The organism is Candidatus Palauibacter sp. (assembly GCF_965208055.1).
GTDB lineage: Bacteria > Gemmatimonadota > Gemmatimonadetes > Palauibacterales > Palauibacteraceae > Palauibacter.
In genome coordinates this window covers 1,106,996-1,121,708 of sequence record NZ_CBDBNY010000004.1, presented here as the reverse complement: position 1 = coordinate 1,121,708, position 14,713 = coordinate 1,106,996, and the positions used below count along the sequence as shown (strand labels likewise).

Below are 14,713 nucleotides of genomic sequence, written 5' to 3'. Positions count from 1 at the left end.
TGGGTTCCTCTCATTCGTTGAAGTGCAGGTTGAAGCTCAGGTTGAAGTGCAATGTGACGCTCAGTTCGCGCCCCCTGCCTCCTCTTCGTCGGTGGAGAGCGTCTCCCGCGCCTGCGAAACAATGTAGGCCTGGATCAGGCGCAGTTGATCGGCGTCAATGAGCCCCTCGTACGACGGCATCCCCTGCGGTTCCCGGCTGCCGCCCAGGACGATGTCCTCGAAATTGCGGTGCACGATGTCCGTCGCGCGCTGGAGGTTCGGCATCGCGCCCTCCGAGCCGCCGCCGGCCCCGTGACAGTGCCGGCAGTACTGCCTGTAGAGTTCGCCCCCGCTCGCGAGCGAGGCCTCGTCGGCGGGCAGGTCGGCGGCGACAGCGGGCACGCTGACCGGCCGCTTGCGCCGCGGCTCCGGCATTTCCCCGGCGCCGCCGAGCACGAAGGTGAAGACGCGGCCCCGCTGCTCGTAGTTGGCGGCGTCGCCGTACGGCGCCCCGCTCCGGCCGCGCGAGCCGCCCCAGCCGGCCGACACCGTCACGTGCTGGCGCCCGTCGACCAGGTAGGTTACGGGACCGCCGAGGATCCCGAGGCCGGTCGAGACCTCCCACAACGGCTCGCCGTTTTCCGCGTCGTAGGCGACGAAGCGGCCATCGCCGCCGCCCTGGAAGACGAGTCCGGTCGTCGTCGTCATCGTCCCGCCGTTCCAGTAACCGAGGAGGGGGACGGACCACCGGGCCTCCTGCGCCTTCGGGTCCCATGCGACGAGGAAGCCGGCGTCGTCGCGCGCCCCGTACCGGCTCATGTGGCCGACGTTGTTCACCCTCGGCCCGAAGCTGTGGTCCTCGATCTCGAGGTCCGTGTACACCCAGTCCGGCGGCTCGCTGCGCTCGACCCACCCCTCCTGGATCGGGAGATACATGAGCCCCGTCCCGGGATTGAAGGACTGCGGTTGCCAGTTGTGGCCCCCGAGTGCGGCAGGCGTAATGAGGGTCCACACCTCGGCGTGCACGGCCTCCGGGCGGTCCGTCGGGCGGCCCGTCTCGAGATCGAGTCCCTCCGCCCAGTTCTGCACGATGTATTCCTGGCCGGAGAGGAACTCGCCCGTCTCCGCGTCGAGGACGTAGAAGAAGCCGTTCTTCGGCGCCTGCATGATGACGCGCCGCATCCGCCCGTCGAACTCGAGATCCGCGAGCGTCATGGGCTGGACCGCCGTGTAGTCCCAGTGGTCGCCGGGCGTCGTCTGAAAGTGCCACACGTACTCGCCCGTCCGGGGGCGGAGCGCGAGGATGGAGGCGAGGAAGAGGTTGTCGCCGCCGCCGGGGCTCCGGAGGTTCCGGGACCAGGGGGAACCGTTGCCGGTCCCGACGTAGAGGAGATCGAGGTCGGGATCGTAGATGATCGAGTCCCACGCCGTGCCGCCGCCTCCGGCGACCCACCACTCGCCGCTCCACGTCTCCGCCGCCATCTCCATGGCTTCGGATTCGAACCCGTCGGCCGGGTTCCCCGGCACCGTGTAGGTGCGCCACACGAGTTCACCGTCGTCCGCGTCGTATGCTGACACGTAGCCCCGGACGCCGTACTCGGCCCCGCCGTTCCCGATGATCGCGAGTCCCTGCACGACGCGGACCGCGCCCGTGATCGTGTAGGCCTCGTTCGGGTCGATGGTGAGCGTCTCCCACACGACGTCGCCGCTCTCGGCGTCGAGGGCGATGAGCCGGCCGTCGATCGTGCCCACGATGACCTTGCCCTCATAGAGCGCGACGCCGCGGTTCACCACGCCGCAGCAGGCGAGACGTCCGCGGATGCGCGGAACGCCGGGGTCGTGCCGCCACAGGCGCTCTCCGGTCCGCGTGTCGATGGCGTGCACGACGCTCCACGGCGCACTGATGTACATGATGCCGCCCACGACGAGCGGCGTCGCCTCGACCCCGCCCCGCAGCTCCATGTCGTACGTCCACGCGAGGCCGAGTTCGTCGACGTTGTCCCGCGTGATCTCCTCGAGCGTGCTGAAGCGGTCCTCCGCGTAGTTGCCGCCGTACGTGAGCCAGTTGCCGTCCGGGCGCGCGGCCACGAGCACCGCGTCGGTTACATCGCCGGCGCTCTGCACGCTTGAAGGCTCGGGCGGCGGTGCGTCCGCGGTGCAGGCGGCGGCCGGAAGGAGGAGCAGCAGGGCGTGGAGTCGCGTGCGCATGGGCCTCTCCGGTGGTGAAGGGCGGGTGGAGGTGGGGCTCAACCCGAATGATGTACGATCTTACACTGTCCGATGTCGCCGGTCACGGCCAGTTCAAAGAACCCTGAATCCCTCGCGCTGCGCCGCGGCGGAGAGCCGATCATCGCTGCTGACGAGATCGAGCCGCTCCGGATCTTCGGACGCGGCGGTCAGCGCCGCCGCCAGCTGCAGCGCATCTGCCGCCCGCAACGGGTGAAGCCGAAGCAGTCTGATCGCGCGGTTGCGTACCTGCTCCATCGGCTCGATCTCCAGCCAGCTTGCCGCCAGCCGCCGCAGTTGCTCAAGACCCCGATCGAGTTCGCCGACTTCGAAACGGCGATCCCGCCGTAGGCGGTTCAAGGCGGACGCGCACTCCACTCGACTCCCCCACCACGTCACAATGGCCGGATCGCGCCGGATCGCCGCTCGACGCTCGGTGCTGCGGGGTTCTTCCACGATAAGCGACACCAGTGCAGATGAATCCCAGTATTTCACCGGGCGTCTCGGCGCTCTGCCACGATCAGCTCACTGGCGCTGGCTCCGGCGGTGAGCCGTACGAGGGGAGCTTTCAGGAAGCGTTCGACATCGAGAGGGGTGCGAGGAGGAGCCGCGACTCCGCGGCGCACGAGTTCCGCGGCCCCCTGGTCGGCGCCCAGGTCGTCCCCGCGGCAGGGTTCGATTCGCGCAACGGGCTTCCCGCGATGCGTGATCAACACGGCTTCCCCGCGACGCACGTCGCCCAGCAGTCCGCTGAGGGCGTTCTTCGCTTCGCTGACGCTGGCTCGTCTCATGTGGCCAATCTAGCCATATGGATGTTGCCTATCAAGCGTCGCACATCGGATTAGCGTCGGTCTCCGCCGCCCCTGGTTCCCGTCCACGGGCCATCTGATTGCGGCCATCGGGTCCGCCAATGACCGTCGGGTGTGGCACGGCGAACGTAGAAAGATTATCTTGAGTTTATCTTCGGATCATCGAAGGGAGGACAGACCGTGTCCACCACGATCAACGTGAAGACGCTCAGACACGAAATGAAACGCATCGTCGACCGCGTGCGAGCAGGCGAGAAATTCACGGTGCTTTACCGGAGCCGCCCGGCATTTCGCATCGTGCCCGTAGACGCGGGCTTCGATCTCGGCCCGGCCGAGACGGATCCGCTCTATGGGGCCCCGGCCGTGGGGAGATCGAGCGACGGACTCGTGGCGGCGGACCACGACCGGATCCTCTATGGCGCACCTGGTCCCTGAATCGGTGCTGTTCGTCGATACAGCGGGCTGGATGGCGATGGCCGATGAGGGGGATGCCATGCACGAGTCCAGCCGGCGTACGCGCGACGCCCTCCTGCGGGACGGCGGCATCCTCGTCTCCACGGACTATGTCATGGATGAGACCCTGACGCTGATCCGAGTGCGGCTTGGGCTGAGCGCAGCGGTCAAGTGGTGGGCACAGGTCGACACGACCACGCGCGTTCGATGGGAACGGATCGATCCCGTGCGCGCCGAGAAAGCGAGAAGCTGGTTCTTCCAGTGGAGTGACACGGATTTCTCGTACACGGACTGCACGAGCTTCGTGATCATGAGAGAACTTGGGCTCCGCCGGGCTCTGACCACGGATCGGCACTTCGTGCAAGCCGGGTTCGAAATGGTGCCCGGGCCGGGCGACTAATTCGTGGAGTTCCGCGGACGCAGGATGACCTCTCCGGGGAGCGCGTCCGTGAACCCGCCGCCGTCGACCGTGAACACCCCGTTCACCATCACGTAGTCGACGCCCTCGCTGAAGAGGTCCGGCTCGAGCACGGTGGCCCGGTCCCGGAGACGCGCGAGGTCGAACACGACGAGGTCCGCCTTGTAGCCCTCGCGCAGGAAGCCGCGGTCCTCCAGCCCGATGATCCGCGCCGGCAGTCCCGTCATCGAGCGCACCGCGAAGGGCAGCGTGATCGCCTTCAGGTCCTTCACGTAGCGGGCGATCTTGCGCGTGAAGGCGCCGAAATGGCGGGGGTGCGCGCCGGGCCGCGAGGCGAATTCGGGCACGCCCTCGACCCCGCTCACCGCCGCGTCCGACGCCGTCGCCGTGTAGTCCTGCCGGTAGTAGTTGATGATGTCCGCGTCGTGAATCCCGTAGCCGCGCGTCCAGGCCCCGCCGAGGACGTCGGGATATCCCTCCAGCGCCATGTGAACGACGGCTTCCTGATAGGTGACGCCCAGGCGTCGGCCCAGTTCCTCCAGCGTCCGGCCCACGTAGGTCGAATCGGGATAGCCCACCACGACCACGCGGTCCGGACCCCCGTTGTGGTCGACGATCCACTCGATGTCGCGGGCGATGAGACCCCGGAGTTCCGGGTCCGCCCAGCGGCGCTGCAGGTGCGCCCGGGCGTCGTCGAACATCCCTTCGCCGCTGTAGACGGGGCTGTCTCTCCCGCCGCTCGTGTCGACCGTGTCGTGCACCAGACTCCAGCGCGGGATCATGGGCCGGGCGCCCCCGCCGAACGTCTCGTAGGGGTAGACGTCGAGATAGACTTCGAGCCCCTCCTCGCGCGCCCGGTTCACGACCAGCGTGTCCTGCCCCGAACGGCCGAAGCTGGAGCGCCCCCGCGCCTTGTGGTGGCTCGCCACGACGCGGATCCCCGTCTCGCGGGCGATGCTCACGGTCTCCGCCAGCCCCTGGTTCCCGTCCACGGGCCAGTCGCTCACCGTACTCGGCAGTTCCCACAGCGGCATGGCCGCCTCGCTGCGCTGGTGCGCGACGTAGAAGCCGCCGTAAGGGGCCACGGCCTCGGCGAGGGCGACGATCTCCTCCGGCGTGCTGAAGCGGGCGGGGCGGTACTCGACGCCGGCTCCCAGTCCCCACGCCCCCGACTCCATGCCCTCGCGCACGAGCGCCTGCATGCGGGCGATCTCCTCCTCCGTCGCCGGGCGCTCGTAGTCGTCGCCCATCACTTCGCCGCGCACCGAGCTGTGGCCGACCATGGGGACGAAGTTCATGGCGTGTCCCTGCGAACGCAGCGCGGCGATCTCCGCGCTGAGCGGCCACGTCTGATTGCGGCCGTCGGGTCCGCCGATGACCGTCGTGAGCCCCTGGCTGTTCAGGCTCTTCGCCCGCCGCGCCTCCAGGTGCTCGGAGGTCATGGCCCGGTCGGCGTGCGAGTGCAGGTCGATGAACCCCGGCGAGACGTACATCCCCGCCGCGTCCACGACCCGCCGCGCCGTCGCGTCGCCGAGCCTCCCGATCCGGACGATCCGGTCGCCGGCAATGGCGATATCCGCCGCGAACCACGGATTCCCCGTGCCGTCGATCACGCGCCCGTTCCGGATGAGGATGTCGTATTCCTGCGCGGAAAGCCGGAATGAGAGGGCGCCCGCCGCGAGGGCGGCACTCGTAGCCACGAGGGCGGCGCATCGTACGGTAAACCGAATCATGTGTATGACCCCGGGAGAATGTCGCAACGTTGGAGGCAGACGCCGACGAGGCGGACGATAACGCAACGGTTGCCCACAGGTCGAATCGGGGAGATATGTTTCCGGTGCCACCTTCCGTCCGATCCCGGGAGTCGAAGATGCGTACGACGAAAATTGTCCTTGTCCTGCTCGCAGTCGCGCTGAGCGCCGATCAGGTGGCCGCGCAGGGCCACTTCCAGCCGATGGACGTGTTCGAGATCGAATACGCCGTGGACCCCCGGATCTCGCCCGACGGAAGCCAGGTCGTCTATGTCCGCACGTCGATGGACATCATGCGGGACGCGAAGAAATCCGAGCTGTGGATCATGCACGCCGACGGGTCGGATCACCGGCGGATCGGGACGGGCGGTTCCCCGCGCTGGTCGCCCGACGGCACCCGCATCGCGTACACGGCGGACGGCCAGATCCATGTGCGCTGGATGGACACGGGCGAGGAGGCGACGCTCACGCAACTCATCGAGTCGCCGCGCGGGCTCCGCTGGTCGCCGGATGGGCGCCAGCTCGCGTTCAACAAGCTCGTTCCCTACGCGCCGCCGAGCCTCGCCCCGCCGCCGAAGCCGCCCGCCGGGGCGGAGTGGGCCGATCCTCCCATCATGGAGGACCGTTTCAAGAATCGGCAGGACGGCGTCGGCTATCTCGACTTCGGGTACGACCACATCTTCATCGTCCCGGTCGAGGGCGGCACGCCCACGCAGGTCACGTCCGGCGACTTCCAGCACCAGAGCCCCGCCGCGTGGACCCCCGATGGCCGGCACCTCGTCTTCTCGTCGAACCGCAACGAGGACTGGGTTCACGATTACCGCAATTCCGAACTCTACATCGTCTCGATCGCCACCGGCGAAGTGCGCCCCCTCACCGACCGCCCCGGACCCGACCGGAGTCCGGCCGTCTCTCCCGATGGGAGGCGGATCGCGTTCACGGGCTACGAGGACCGCACCCGCACCTACCAGGTGAGCCGGCTGCAGGTGATGAACCTGGACGGGAGCGGGCAGCGCGTGCTCACGGGCGACCTCGACCGCAGCGTGTCGAACCCGGTATGGGCTTCCGACGGGAGCGGGATCTACTTCCAGTACGACGACGAGGGGAACTCGAAGGTCGGCTTCGCCACGCTCGCCGGCGACCTCGAGGTGCTGGCCGAGGATCTGGGGGGCACGTCCTACGGGCGTCCCTACGGCGGCGGCTCCTTCAGCGTGGCCGACGATGGGAGCTTCGCGCTCAACCAGACCCGTCCCGAATCTCCCGGCGAGGTTGCGGTGGGGGCGAGGGGTCGCGGCGTGCGTCGCATCACCTCGCTGAACGAGGACCTGCTCGCGAACCGTCAACTCGGCGAGGTCGAGGAGATCTGGTGGGATTCGTCGTTCGATGGGCGTCCCATCCAGGGGTGGATCGTGAAGCCGCCCGACTTCGATCCGGGTCGGCGCTATCCCCTCATCCTCGAGATCCACGGCGGTCCGGTCTCCAACTACGGAGACCGCTTCTCGGCGGAGATGCAGCTTCTCGCCGCGGCCGGCTACGTCGTCCTCTACGCGAACCCGCGCGGGAGCACGAGCTACGGCGAGGAGTTCGCGGACCTCCTCTATCACAACTATCCGGGGCAGGACTACGACGACCTCATCTCCGGGGTCGACGCCGTGATCGACCGGGGCTACATCGATCAGGACAACCTCTTCGTCACCGGCGGGAGCGCCGGCGGCATCATGACGGCCTGGATCGTCGGCAAGACGGACCGCTTCCGTGCCGCGGTCGCCCAGAAACCCGTCGTCAACTGGATCAGCAAGACGCTCACGGCGGACAACTGGTACGGCTACTACCACAGCCGCTACGAGGGCCTGCCGTGGGAGAACCCCGAGGCCTACTGGGAGTTCTCTCCCATCTCCCTCGTGGGAAACGTGAACACGCCCACGATGATCATCACGGGAGAGGAGGACCTTCGGACTCCGCTGTCCGAGTCGTACCAGATGTTCCACGCGCTCAAGCTGCGGGGGATCGACACGGCCGTGATCCGGCTGCCGGGCGCCTCGCACGACATGAGCCGCCGCCCGAGCCAGCTCATGGCCAAGATTGCGAACATCGTGGCCTGGTTCGATAAGTATCGGGCGGTGGCGGCGACGAGCTGACCCCGCCAGCCGCTCACCGGACGCACACCGGACCCGCACTGGACCCACACCTGACCCTTCGAACCCGGGAGATTCACCCATGACCGACTCCGGTCGGCCGCTGGCGGGCGTGCGCGTGATCGCGCTCGAACAATACATGTCCGCCCCCTACTGCTCGCTGCTGCTCGCCGACGCGGGGGCGGAAATCATCAAGATCGAGCGCCCGGGCCTGGGGGATCCGCGCCGGTCCATCCCTCCGTTCGTGGAGCGGAACGGCGTCCGCATGGGCGTCGGATTCATGGCCTACAACCGGAACAAGAAATCCCTCGCGCTCAACCTCAAGAGCGACGAAGGGCGCGATCTGTACCGGGCTCTCGTGGCGAAGTCGGACGTGGTGGTGGAGAACCTGCGACCGGGGTCCGTCGACCGGATGGAGCTCGGCTACGAGGCGCTCGCCGAAGTGAACCCGGGACTCGTGTACGCCGCCGTGTCGGGGTTCGGGCGACTGCCCGGGCGCGAGGGCCCGTACGGCGACTGGCCCTCGTTCGACGTCGTGGCGGAGGCGATGGGGGGCGTGATGCACATGATCGGCTTCGCCGACAAGCCGCCCTCGCCGTCGATCTACGGGATGCCGGACCTCTACGCGGGGATGGCCGCGGCGTACGGCGTCACGATGGCGCTCTACCGGCGCAGCGTAACGGGGAAGGGCCAGTTCGTGGACTCCGCCATGTACGACAGCGTGCTGTCGCTGAACGAGCGCATGATCTCGCTCGCGGCGAACACGGGGGCGCGGCCGCGGCGGGGCGATCCGCCCGGCTTCTATCCGCGCGGGCCGATGCCGGTGAGCGACGGCTACGTCGCCTTCACGATCCCCGACGACATCATGTGGCGCCGGTTCTGCCGCATGCTGGGACGCCCCGACCTGCTGGACGATCCCCGTCTGGCCTCCCCCGACCTGCGCACCGAGCACCGCGCCCTCCTCGACGAGGTCGTCCGGCCCGTATTCGCCGAACTGACCCGCGATGAGGCGGTACGACGGCTACAGGAAGTGGGCGTCCCCGCCGGGCCGGTCCAGACCTCCGAGGACCTGCTCGAGTGTCCTCAACTCGAGGCGCGGGGCGTGCGGGTCGCCGTGGACTACGACGGACTCGGAGAACTCCAGTTCGTCCGCACCCCGCTGCTCACCTCCGACGCCCCGGATGTCCCGTTGAACCCCGCGCCGACACTGGGCCGCGACACCCGACAGATCTTGACCGACGTGCTCGACCTGTCCGACGCGGATGTCTCGCGTCTGACGGAGGAAGCCGTGATCGGTACGGAGTCGGCTCATGGATGACGAAGGCACCGGGATCCCGACGATCTGCGGACTCAGCTTCGACTTCGATGATCGAGACACGAATCCCGACGCCACGGGTCATCGACGCGCTCGCTTTAGGATCGGGTGGAGGAAAGCGGCGAGCGGTGCCGATTATGGCGGGTCGGCGCTCAAGGAACTCACGTGGGACAACCTCGGCTGGCGCCTCGGCAAGCTCTTGGGGCCGGCTTCCGACGAGACGATCAACGACATGTACGACCTGTGCGTGAGACAACAGGCGGAATAAGCTGTCCGATCCCGTAGTGACGTGGAACCTGAGATACGCCGGGGCGGAGAGGGCGGCCCGGCTCGCGGGACGAGCGTCCGCGATGGGTTGGGCTGTGCGCCTGCTTCAGGAGGTCTCGAAACACGCCAAGGACGCGCTCTTGGCTGCGGTCGCGCCACATTGCTGCGCCTTCGGCATCGATTGGGTGCTCGAATCGCGGGAACGGGCGCACGGGGCAGCGATGCTCACCTGCGGCGACTTCACGATCTCCGAAGCCGAACCCGTGCGCGATCTGCCAAGCCACGAGAGAGGAGTACGCGGATCTGCGACTGATTAGCGGATCAAGTGCAGTTCGGTCTGACGGCGGAGCATCCAGCGGATCTCGCCGTCGAGCGTGACCTCAGCCTCTTCCTCCTGCGCCATCCGCACCAGCTGGCCGTCCCACTCCGCGACCGGGCTCGTCACCTGGAGCTCGGTCGAGAACCACATGCCCGGGATGACAGGCGGATCGCCTCGCCCGGGAACGCCCGTCTGGTAGTCCCAGAGGCCGATCAGTGGCCCCGCGCCGTGGCCGTGGTCCCCGATCGGGTGGGTGTACATCGTCCCGTTCAGCCCCTCCGCGCGCATCTTTTCGAGGACTGATGCGAGGATCTCGTTTCCGGTGCGTCCGACCTTCGTCTCCTCGAGGAGGATGTCCTGCAGGCGGTTCGAATTTGCCAGTGCCTGTCGCAGACCGGCGGGAGCTTCCGTCTCGCCTTCCCGGAGGACGTAGGCCATGTGCTGCGTGTCCGTCGCGAGTCCGAGGGCGACGAGTCCGAAGTCGCAGTGGAGCACGTCGCCCCGCTCGATCACCGGATCGGTCACGCCGCCCATGTCGACGCCGCGCCGCTGCACCGACACCGAGGGCTGGAACCAGGAGTCGAGCCCCAGGTCGTGCACGCGCTGACGCATCCACCAGACGACATCGGCGGTCGTGGTCCGGCCGGGCATGATGACGACTTCGGAGAACGCCGTGCCGATGATCTCGTGCACCACCGCCTGGATCCGGCGGTAGACCGGCGTCATCGAGGGCACGCGCATGGCGAGGTACTCGATCGCCAGCAGCGGTTCACGGACGACGCGGGTCGCGAGATCCGCCCCGAGCGCGGCCTCCATCTGCTCCCACTCACCGGCCGAGAGTCCGTCGGCGAAGTTGTGGTCGTGCGAGATGTTGACGGCGATCCGCCGCGGGTCGCGCTCGCGAACCATGTCGGCGAAGAGGTCCCACTGGTCCGCGCCCCACAGTTCCGCCTGCCTTCCGTCCGGGGCGGTGGCCGTGGCGCGCACGGCTTCATACACGCCTCCCTGCGAGCTTCCGCCGAGGGCGAGGCGTTCGACGCCATGTTCCGGTCCGCGGTCGTGGAAGATGTAGATGGTCCGCCGGCGGGCCGCGAAAGTCGTCGGGGAGACGAGGGCCGGGAAGACGGGATCCTCGTTGTACTCCCGCATTGTGATGACCCACATGTCCACGCCGTGCTTCCGCATGAGCATGGGCAGGTTCGTCTCGAGCCGCTCCGCCAGCCACGCCTGCTGCGTCCGCGCCTGCTCCCGAAGCGTCCCGAACGGGCGCTCCGGTCGGTAGTCCCGCGTCTGCGCCTCCACCGGCGTGAGCGAGAGCTGAGGCACTCCGCCGACGGACAGCGTTAGAGCGGCGAGCATCGTGATCGTCTTCATGTCCGGACCTCCATGGGTATCGAGCGTCGCCCCATCCTCGGCCGCGGGTCGTCGCCGTTCAAGGCACGCCGGCTCTCTTCTTCCCGGAAGATCGCCCGTGTAGTCTTCGGAACTGCCTGAGGACAACCCGCGGCTACGCAGGGAGGGACACATGATCCGTAAGCTCACGAGGCTCGGGACAGCCTTGGCGCTGGCACTCGCCCTCGCCGGGGGCACAGGTCCTTCGACCGCCGCGGGACAAGCGCTCGCGGTCACCGGAGCAACCATCATCGACCCGCTGGCGGAGGCGCCCCTCGAAGACGGCGTCGTCGTGATGATGGACGGGCGGATCACCGCGGTGGGTCCGGCGGGCGCGGTGGACGTTCCCGCGGGAACGTCGGCCATCGACGCGCGGGGGAAGTACGTCATCCCCGGGTTGATGGACGCGAACCTCCACCTCTACCTGAATCTCGGTCTCGAGACGCTCATCAAGTACGAGGGCCGCTATCACGAGATCGTGCTGGAAGCCGCGCAACTCACGCTCAAGTCTGGACAGACGACCGTCTTCGACACCTGGGGGCCGCTGGATCCGCTGGCGAAGGCGCGCGACATGATCAACGCGGGAGAGGCGCCCGGCAGCCGGATCTACTTCGCCGGCAACATCATCGGCTTCGACGGTCCTCTCTCCCGGGATTTCCGCGGCGAAGCGGCGGCCCACGTGAGCCAGGCCTTCGTGAACCGCACGAACGAAGCGTGGGAACGGGGGACGGGCCGCGACCTCATGTGGATGACGCCGGATTCCGTGCGCGCGGCGATCCGCGAGTACACGGGGACGGGCGTCGACTTCCTCAAGTACGGTTCCAGCAGCCATGTGGAGATGTACTTCATCTCCTTCTCCGAGCGCGTGCAGCGCGTGATCGTGGAGGAAGGACACCGGGCGGGCATGACGGTCCAGACGCACACGACCTCCGTCGAGAGCCTCGACATGGCGATCGAGGCCGGGGTCGACATCATCACGCACGGCGACATCTCCGGTCCCGTCGTGCCGATTCCGATGGAGACGATGCGGAAACTCGTCGAACGCGACATCGCCGTCTCGGTGCTCCCGATCACGCAGCGACGCCTGGAGGCGCTGCAGGAGCACAACCCGGACGGGACGCTCACGCCGTACATGGTGGTCGGCCGCGAGAACCAGGCGCGGATGATCGAGGCGGGCGTCTCGATGCTGCTTTCAACGGACGCGGGCATCAAGCATCCGGTGCTGCTGGCGGAGTCCGCCACGATCGCCTCGGACACTGTGGATCAGCGGACGAAGCTGGGAGAGGGCCACTTCAACGCGCTCGCCGCGCTCGAGGAACTGGGGATGGCGCCGATGGAGATCCTGCGGTCGGCCACGAGCCACATCGCGCGCGCCTACGAACTCGACGACGAGATCGGCTCGCTACAGCCGGGGATGGTCGCGGACCTCGTCATCCTCGACGCGAATCCGCTGGAGGCCGCCCGCAACTACCGGTCGATCCATACCGTGATCAAGGACGGGCAGCGGGTCGACCTCGACGCCTTGCCGGTTGCTCCCATCATCAGCGCCCTGAAACCCAACGACTGAGTTGAGGAGTCAGGTGGGGTACGTTACCGAGCACAATTGCTCAAGAACGTATCTCTGAAGAGTTCGGAGTCCGGGATCAGCGGCGGCCGTGCGTGACATGGGCGGCGATGAGGGCGCCGTGCTCGCGGCCATTCTCGATGAAGATCTTGTTCGCGTTGTAGCCGGCGGCGATCACGCCCGCGATGTAGACGCCCGGCGCCGTCGTTTCCATCGTCGCCGGGTCGTGCGCCGGAATCCCCGTGTCCGGATCCGTCTCGACGTCCAGGCCCGCGAGCAGCGCCGCGTCCGGTCGCCAGCCCGTCATCGCGAGTACCCAGTCGTTCGCGACTTCGGTCTCCTCGCCCGACGCCTCCTCGACGATGGTGGCAGTCCCCGTGCCGAGGCGGGCGACGCGGGATCTCCAGTGCATCGGGATCTCGCCGCTCTCGATGCGGTTCTCGATGTCCGGGCGCACCCACGGCTTGACCCCGGGGTCCAGCGTGTCCGCGAAGTGCACCATGCGAACGCGCACGCCGTTGCGGTACAGCTCCAGCGCCGCTTCCACCGCCGAGTTTCCGCCGCCCACGACGAGTACGTCCTGGTCGAAGAAGGGGAACGGCTCCTTGTAGTAGTGGATGACCCGGCGGCGCCGATCCTCGCCCTCGAACCCGAGCCGGTTCGGCTCACCGAAGCCCCCCGTGGCGACGACCACGGCCCGGGACGCGAGGCAGTCCTCCCGTCCGTCACGGGTGCGGGTGCGGACGGTGAACGCGTCGCTGAGCCGCTCGATCCCCGTCACCTCCTCGTACTGGCGTACCGCGATGCCGTGGTGGGCGACGACATGCCGGTAATAGGCGAGGGCGTCGCGCCGCGTGGGTTTCGGCTCGGGGATCGTGAAGGGGACGTCCCCGATCTCCAGCCGTTCCGCCGTGGAGAAGAACGTCATGTAGGAGGGATAGTGGGTCAGCGACTCGGTGATGCACCCCCGGTCGAGGATCGCGTAACGCAGCCCGCGCTCCTTCACGGCGACCGCCACGGCCAGCCCGCACGGGCCGGCCCCGACGATGATCACGTCGAGCGGTTCCGAAACCGATTCCGACTCGGAGATAGGGTCTGGCGTCGCCGGCACTGTCACCCGCGCTTCTCAGGAGGATTGGTGAGCGCGGGATGGTAATCTCTGAGCCGGGAACGGGGAACCGGGAGAGCGTCGCACCGCTTGATCCGGCCAGTGGAGCTTGAGAGGTTGGTCGAGGTTCCAGGATCCGTTCTTCAGGAGGCATCAGGAGGCAGGCGATGAGCACGGTCGAGACCGCATTCGCTCCCATTTCGTCCCAGGCGGGGGACGGCATCGACGAAGCCGCGATCCGACAGGCGCGCATCGACTTCGCGGCGGTCCATCGGGTCATCGTGCACGAGAACATGCACGAGGGCACATGGAATCACCTCAGTTGCAAGGTGCCGGGCAGGCCGGGTCATCTCCTCATCACGCCGGGGCAGACGCACTTCTCCCGCGTGACGGCCAGCAGCCTCGTCGAGGTCGGGCCGGACGGGCGTCCCGTGGGCGGGGAAGGGCGGCTGAACGTGAGCGCGTGGGCGATTCACGAACCCGTCCAGCGCGCGCGGCCCGACATCATGTGCGCGCTCCACATTCACGCGCCGTACAGCACGGCGCTCGCCTCCATCGACGGATGGAGGCTGGGCGAGCGCGGGAGCCAGAACGCGGCGGTCTTCTACGGGAACTGCGCGTACTTCGGGTACGAGGGAATCGTCACGGAGGCGGACGAGGGCGGGCGCATGGTCGAAGCCCTCGGCGACAAGCGGGTCCTGTTCCTCGCGAACCACGGCGTGCTCATGGTCGGCGACACGATCGAAAAGGCGATGTTGTGGCTGTACCAACTCGAGCGCGCCTGCATGAACGAGATGCTCGCGCTCCAGACGGGCCGGAAGATCCGTCCCATCCCGGTCGAGGCCGCGCAGCACAACGCCGACATGTCCGTCGAGTCGGCGGGCGAAGCCGGCTACCTCGAAGGCATGAAGGAAGTACTCGACGCGGAAGGCGAGGACTACGCTGCTTGACCCGAGGGGATCCGCCACCCGTCTCGC

Annotated in this window: 13 protein-coding genes; 7 read left to right on the top strand and 6 right to left on the bottom strand. The window is 67.9% G+C overall.

Translation table 11 applies throughout. The features are described 5' to 3' along the window. Positions 1-60 precede the first annotated feature (60 nt). From ACOGXI_RS05215 to ACOGXI_RS05205, 3 genes are all read right to left on the bottom strand, one after another. Positions 61-2,187: a PQQ-dependent dehydrogenase, methanol/ethanol family gene (locus tag ACOGXI_RS05215; protein ID WP_419937825.1), complete on the bottom strand. Its 2,127-nt coding sequence runs from the start codon at positions 2,185-2,187 to the stop codon at positions 61-63. A gap of 93 nt (positions 2,188-2,280) precedes the next feature. Further along, entirely contained in the window at positions 2,281-2,700 is a 420-nt protein-coding gene (locus ACOGXI_RS05210; protein WP_419937824.1) for a type II toxin-antitoxin system VapC family toxin, read from the bottom strand. Then, positions 2,697-2,996, bottom strand: coding sequence for a type II toxin-antitoxin system Phd/YefM family antitoxin (locus tag ACOGXI_RS05205; RefSeq protein WP_419937823.1), 300 nt, complete (start codon positions 2,994-2,996; stop codon positions 2,697-2,699). Before ACOGXI_RS05205 ends, ACOGXI_RS05210 begins: the two co-directional genes overlap by 4 nt. Positions 2,997-3,194: 198 nt before the next feature. Between ACOGXI_RS05205 and ACOGXI_RS05200 the strand changes: the two genes are divergently transcribed. Together ACOGXI_RS05200 and ACOGXI_RS05195 are read left to right on the top strand one after the other, a co-directional pair. After that, entirely contained in the window at positions 3,195-3,449 is a 255-nt protein-coding gene (locus ACOGXI_RS05200; protein WP_419937822.1) for a type II toxin-antitoxin system Phd/YefM family antitoxin, read from the top strand. After that, on the top strand, positions 3,430-3,867 hold the full coding sequence (locus ACOGXI_RS05195) for a type II toxin-antitoxin system VapC family toxin (RefSeq protein ID WP_419937821.1): 438 nt from the start codon (positions 3,430-3,432) through the stop codon (positions 3,865-3,867). The genes ACOGXI_RS05200 and ACOGXI_RS05195 overlap by 20 nt, the downstream gene beginning before the upstream one ends. On the opposite strand, the gene ACOGXI_RS05190 is transcribed toward ACOGXI_RS05195, so the two are convergent. Beyond that, a complete protein-coding gene (locus ACOGXI_RS05190; RefSeq protein ID WP_419937820.1) occupies positions 3,864-5,585 on the bottom strand; it encodes an N-acyl-D-amino-acid deacylase family protein in 1,722 nt (573 codons plus the stop codon). The two genes, ACOGXI_RS05195 and ACOGXI_RS05190, sit on opposite strands and share 4 nt — an antisense overlap. 170 nt (positions 5,586-5,755) lie before the next feature. On the opposite strand from ACOGXI_RS05190, the gene ACOGXI_RS05185 reads away from it, so the two are divergent. The 3 genes from ACOGXI_RS05185 to ACOGXI_RS05175 all read left to right on the top strand — a co-directional run bounded on the left by ACOGXI_RS05185 (position 5,756) and on the right by ACOGXI_RS05175 (position 9,354). Then, positions 5,756-7,774 (top strand): prolyl oligopeptidase family serine peptidase, encoded by a 2,019-nt coding sequence (locus tag ACOGXI_RS05185; protein WP_419937819.1) that lies wholly within the window; start codon positions 5,756-5,758, stop codon positions 7,772-7,774. A gap of 79 nt (positions 7,775-7,853) precedes the next feature. Beyond that, the gene (locus ACOGXI_RS05180; RefSeq protein WP_419937818.1) at positions 7,854-9,089 is read left to right on the top strand and encodes a CaiB/BaiF CoA transferase family protein; all 1,236 of its coding nucleotides are present in this window, start codon (positions 7,854-7,856) and stop codon (positions 9,087-9,089) included. Continuing rightward, positions 9,082-9,354 (top strand): hypothetical protein, encoded by a 273-nt coding sequence (locus ACOGXI_RS05175; protein WP_419937817.1) that lies wholly within the window; start codon positions 9,082-9,084, stop codon positions 9,352-9,354. The genes ACOGXI_RS05180 and ACOGXI_RS05175 overlap by 8 nt, the downstream gene beginning before the upstream one ends. A 312-nt stretch (positions 9,355-9,666) precedes the next feature. Here ACOGXI_RS05175 and ACOGXI_RS05170 read toward each other — a convergent pair whose 3' ends face one another. Beyond that, on the bottom strand, positions 9,667-11,046 hold the full coding sequence (locus ACOGXI_RS05170) for a M24 family metallopeptidase (protein WP_419937816.1): 1,380 nt from the start codon (positions 11,044-11,046) through the stop codon (positions 9,667-9,669). Between the two features lie 151 nt (positions 11,047-11,197). Here ACOGXI_RS05170 and ACOGXI_RS05165 point away from each other — a divergent pair, with 151 nt between their 5' ends. After that, positions 11,198-12,631 carry an amidohydrolase family protein gene (locus ACOGXI_RS05165; RefSeq protein WP_419937815.1) on the top strand — a complete coding sequence of 478 codons (1,434 nt, stop codon included), beginning with the start codon at positions 11,198-11,200 and terminating at the stop codon, positions 12,629-12,631. Between the two features lie 76 nt (positions 12,632-12,707). On the opposite strand, the gene ACOGXI_RS05160 is transcribed toward ACOGXI_RS05165, so the two are convergent. Next, positions 12,708-13,682: a YpdA family putative bacillithiol disulfide reductase gene (locus ACOGXI_RS05160; RefSeq protein ID WP_419937814.1), complete on the bottom strand. Its 975-nt coding sequence runs from the start codon at positions 13,680-13,682 to the stop codon at positions 12,708-12,710. A gap of 221 nt (positions 13,683-13,903) precedes the next feature. Between ACOGXI_RS05160 and ACOGXI_RS05155 the strand changes: the two genes are divergently transcribed. Continuing rightward, positions 13,904-14,686 carry a class II aldolase/adducin family protein gene (locus ACOGXI_RS05155; protein ID WP_419937813.1) on the top strand — a complete coding sequence of 261 codons (783 nt, stop codon included), beginning with the start codon at positions 13,904-13,906 and terminating at the stop codon, positions 14,684-14,686. Positions 14,687-14,713 lie beyond the last annotated feature (27 nt).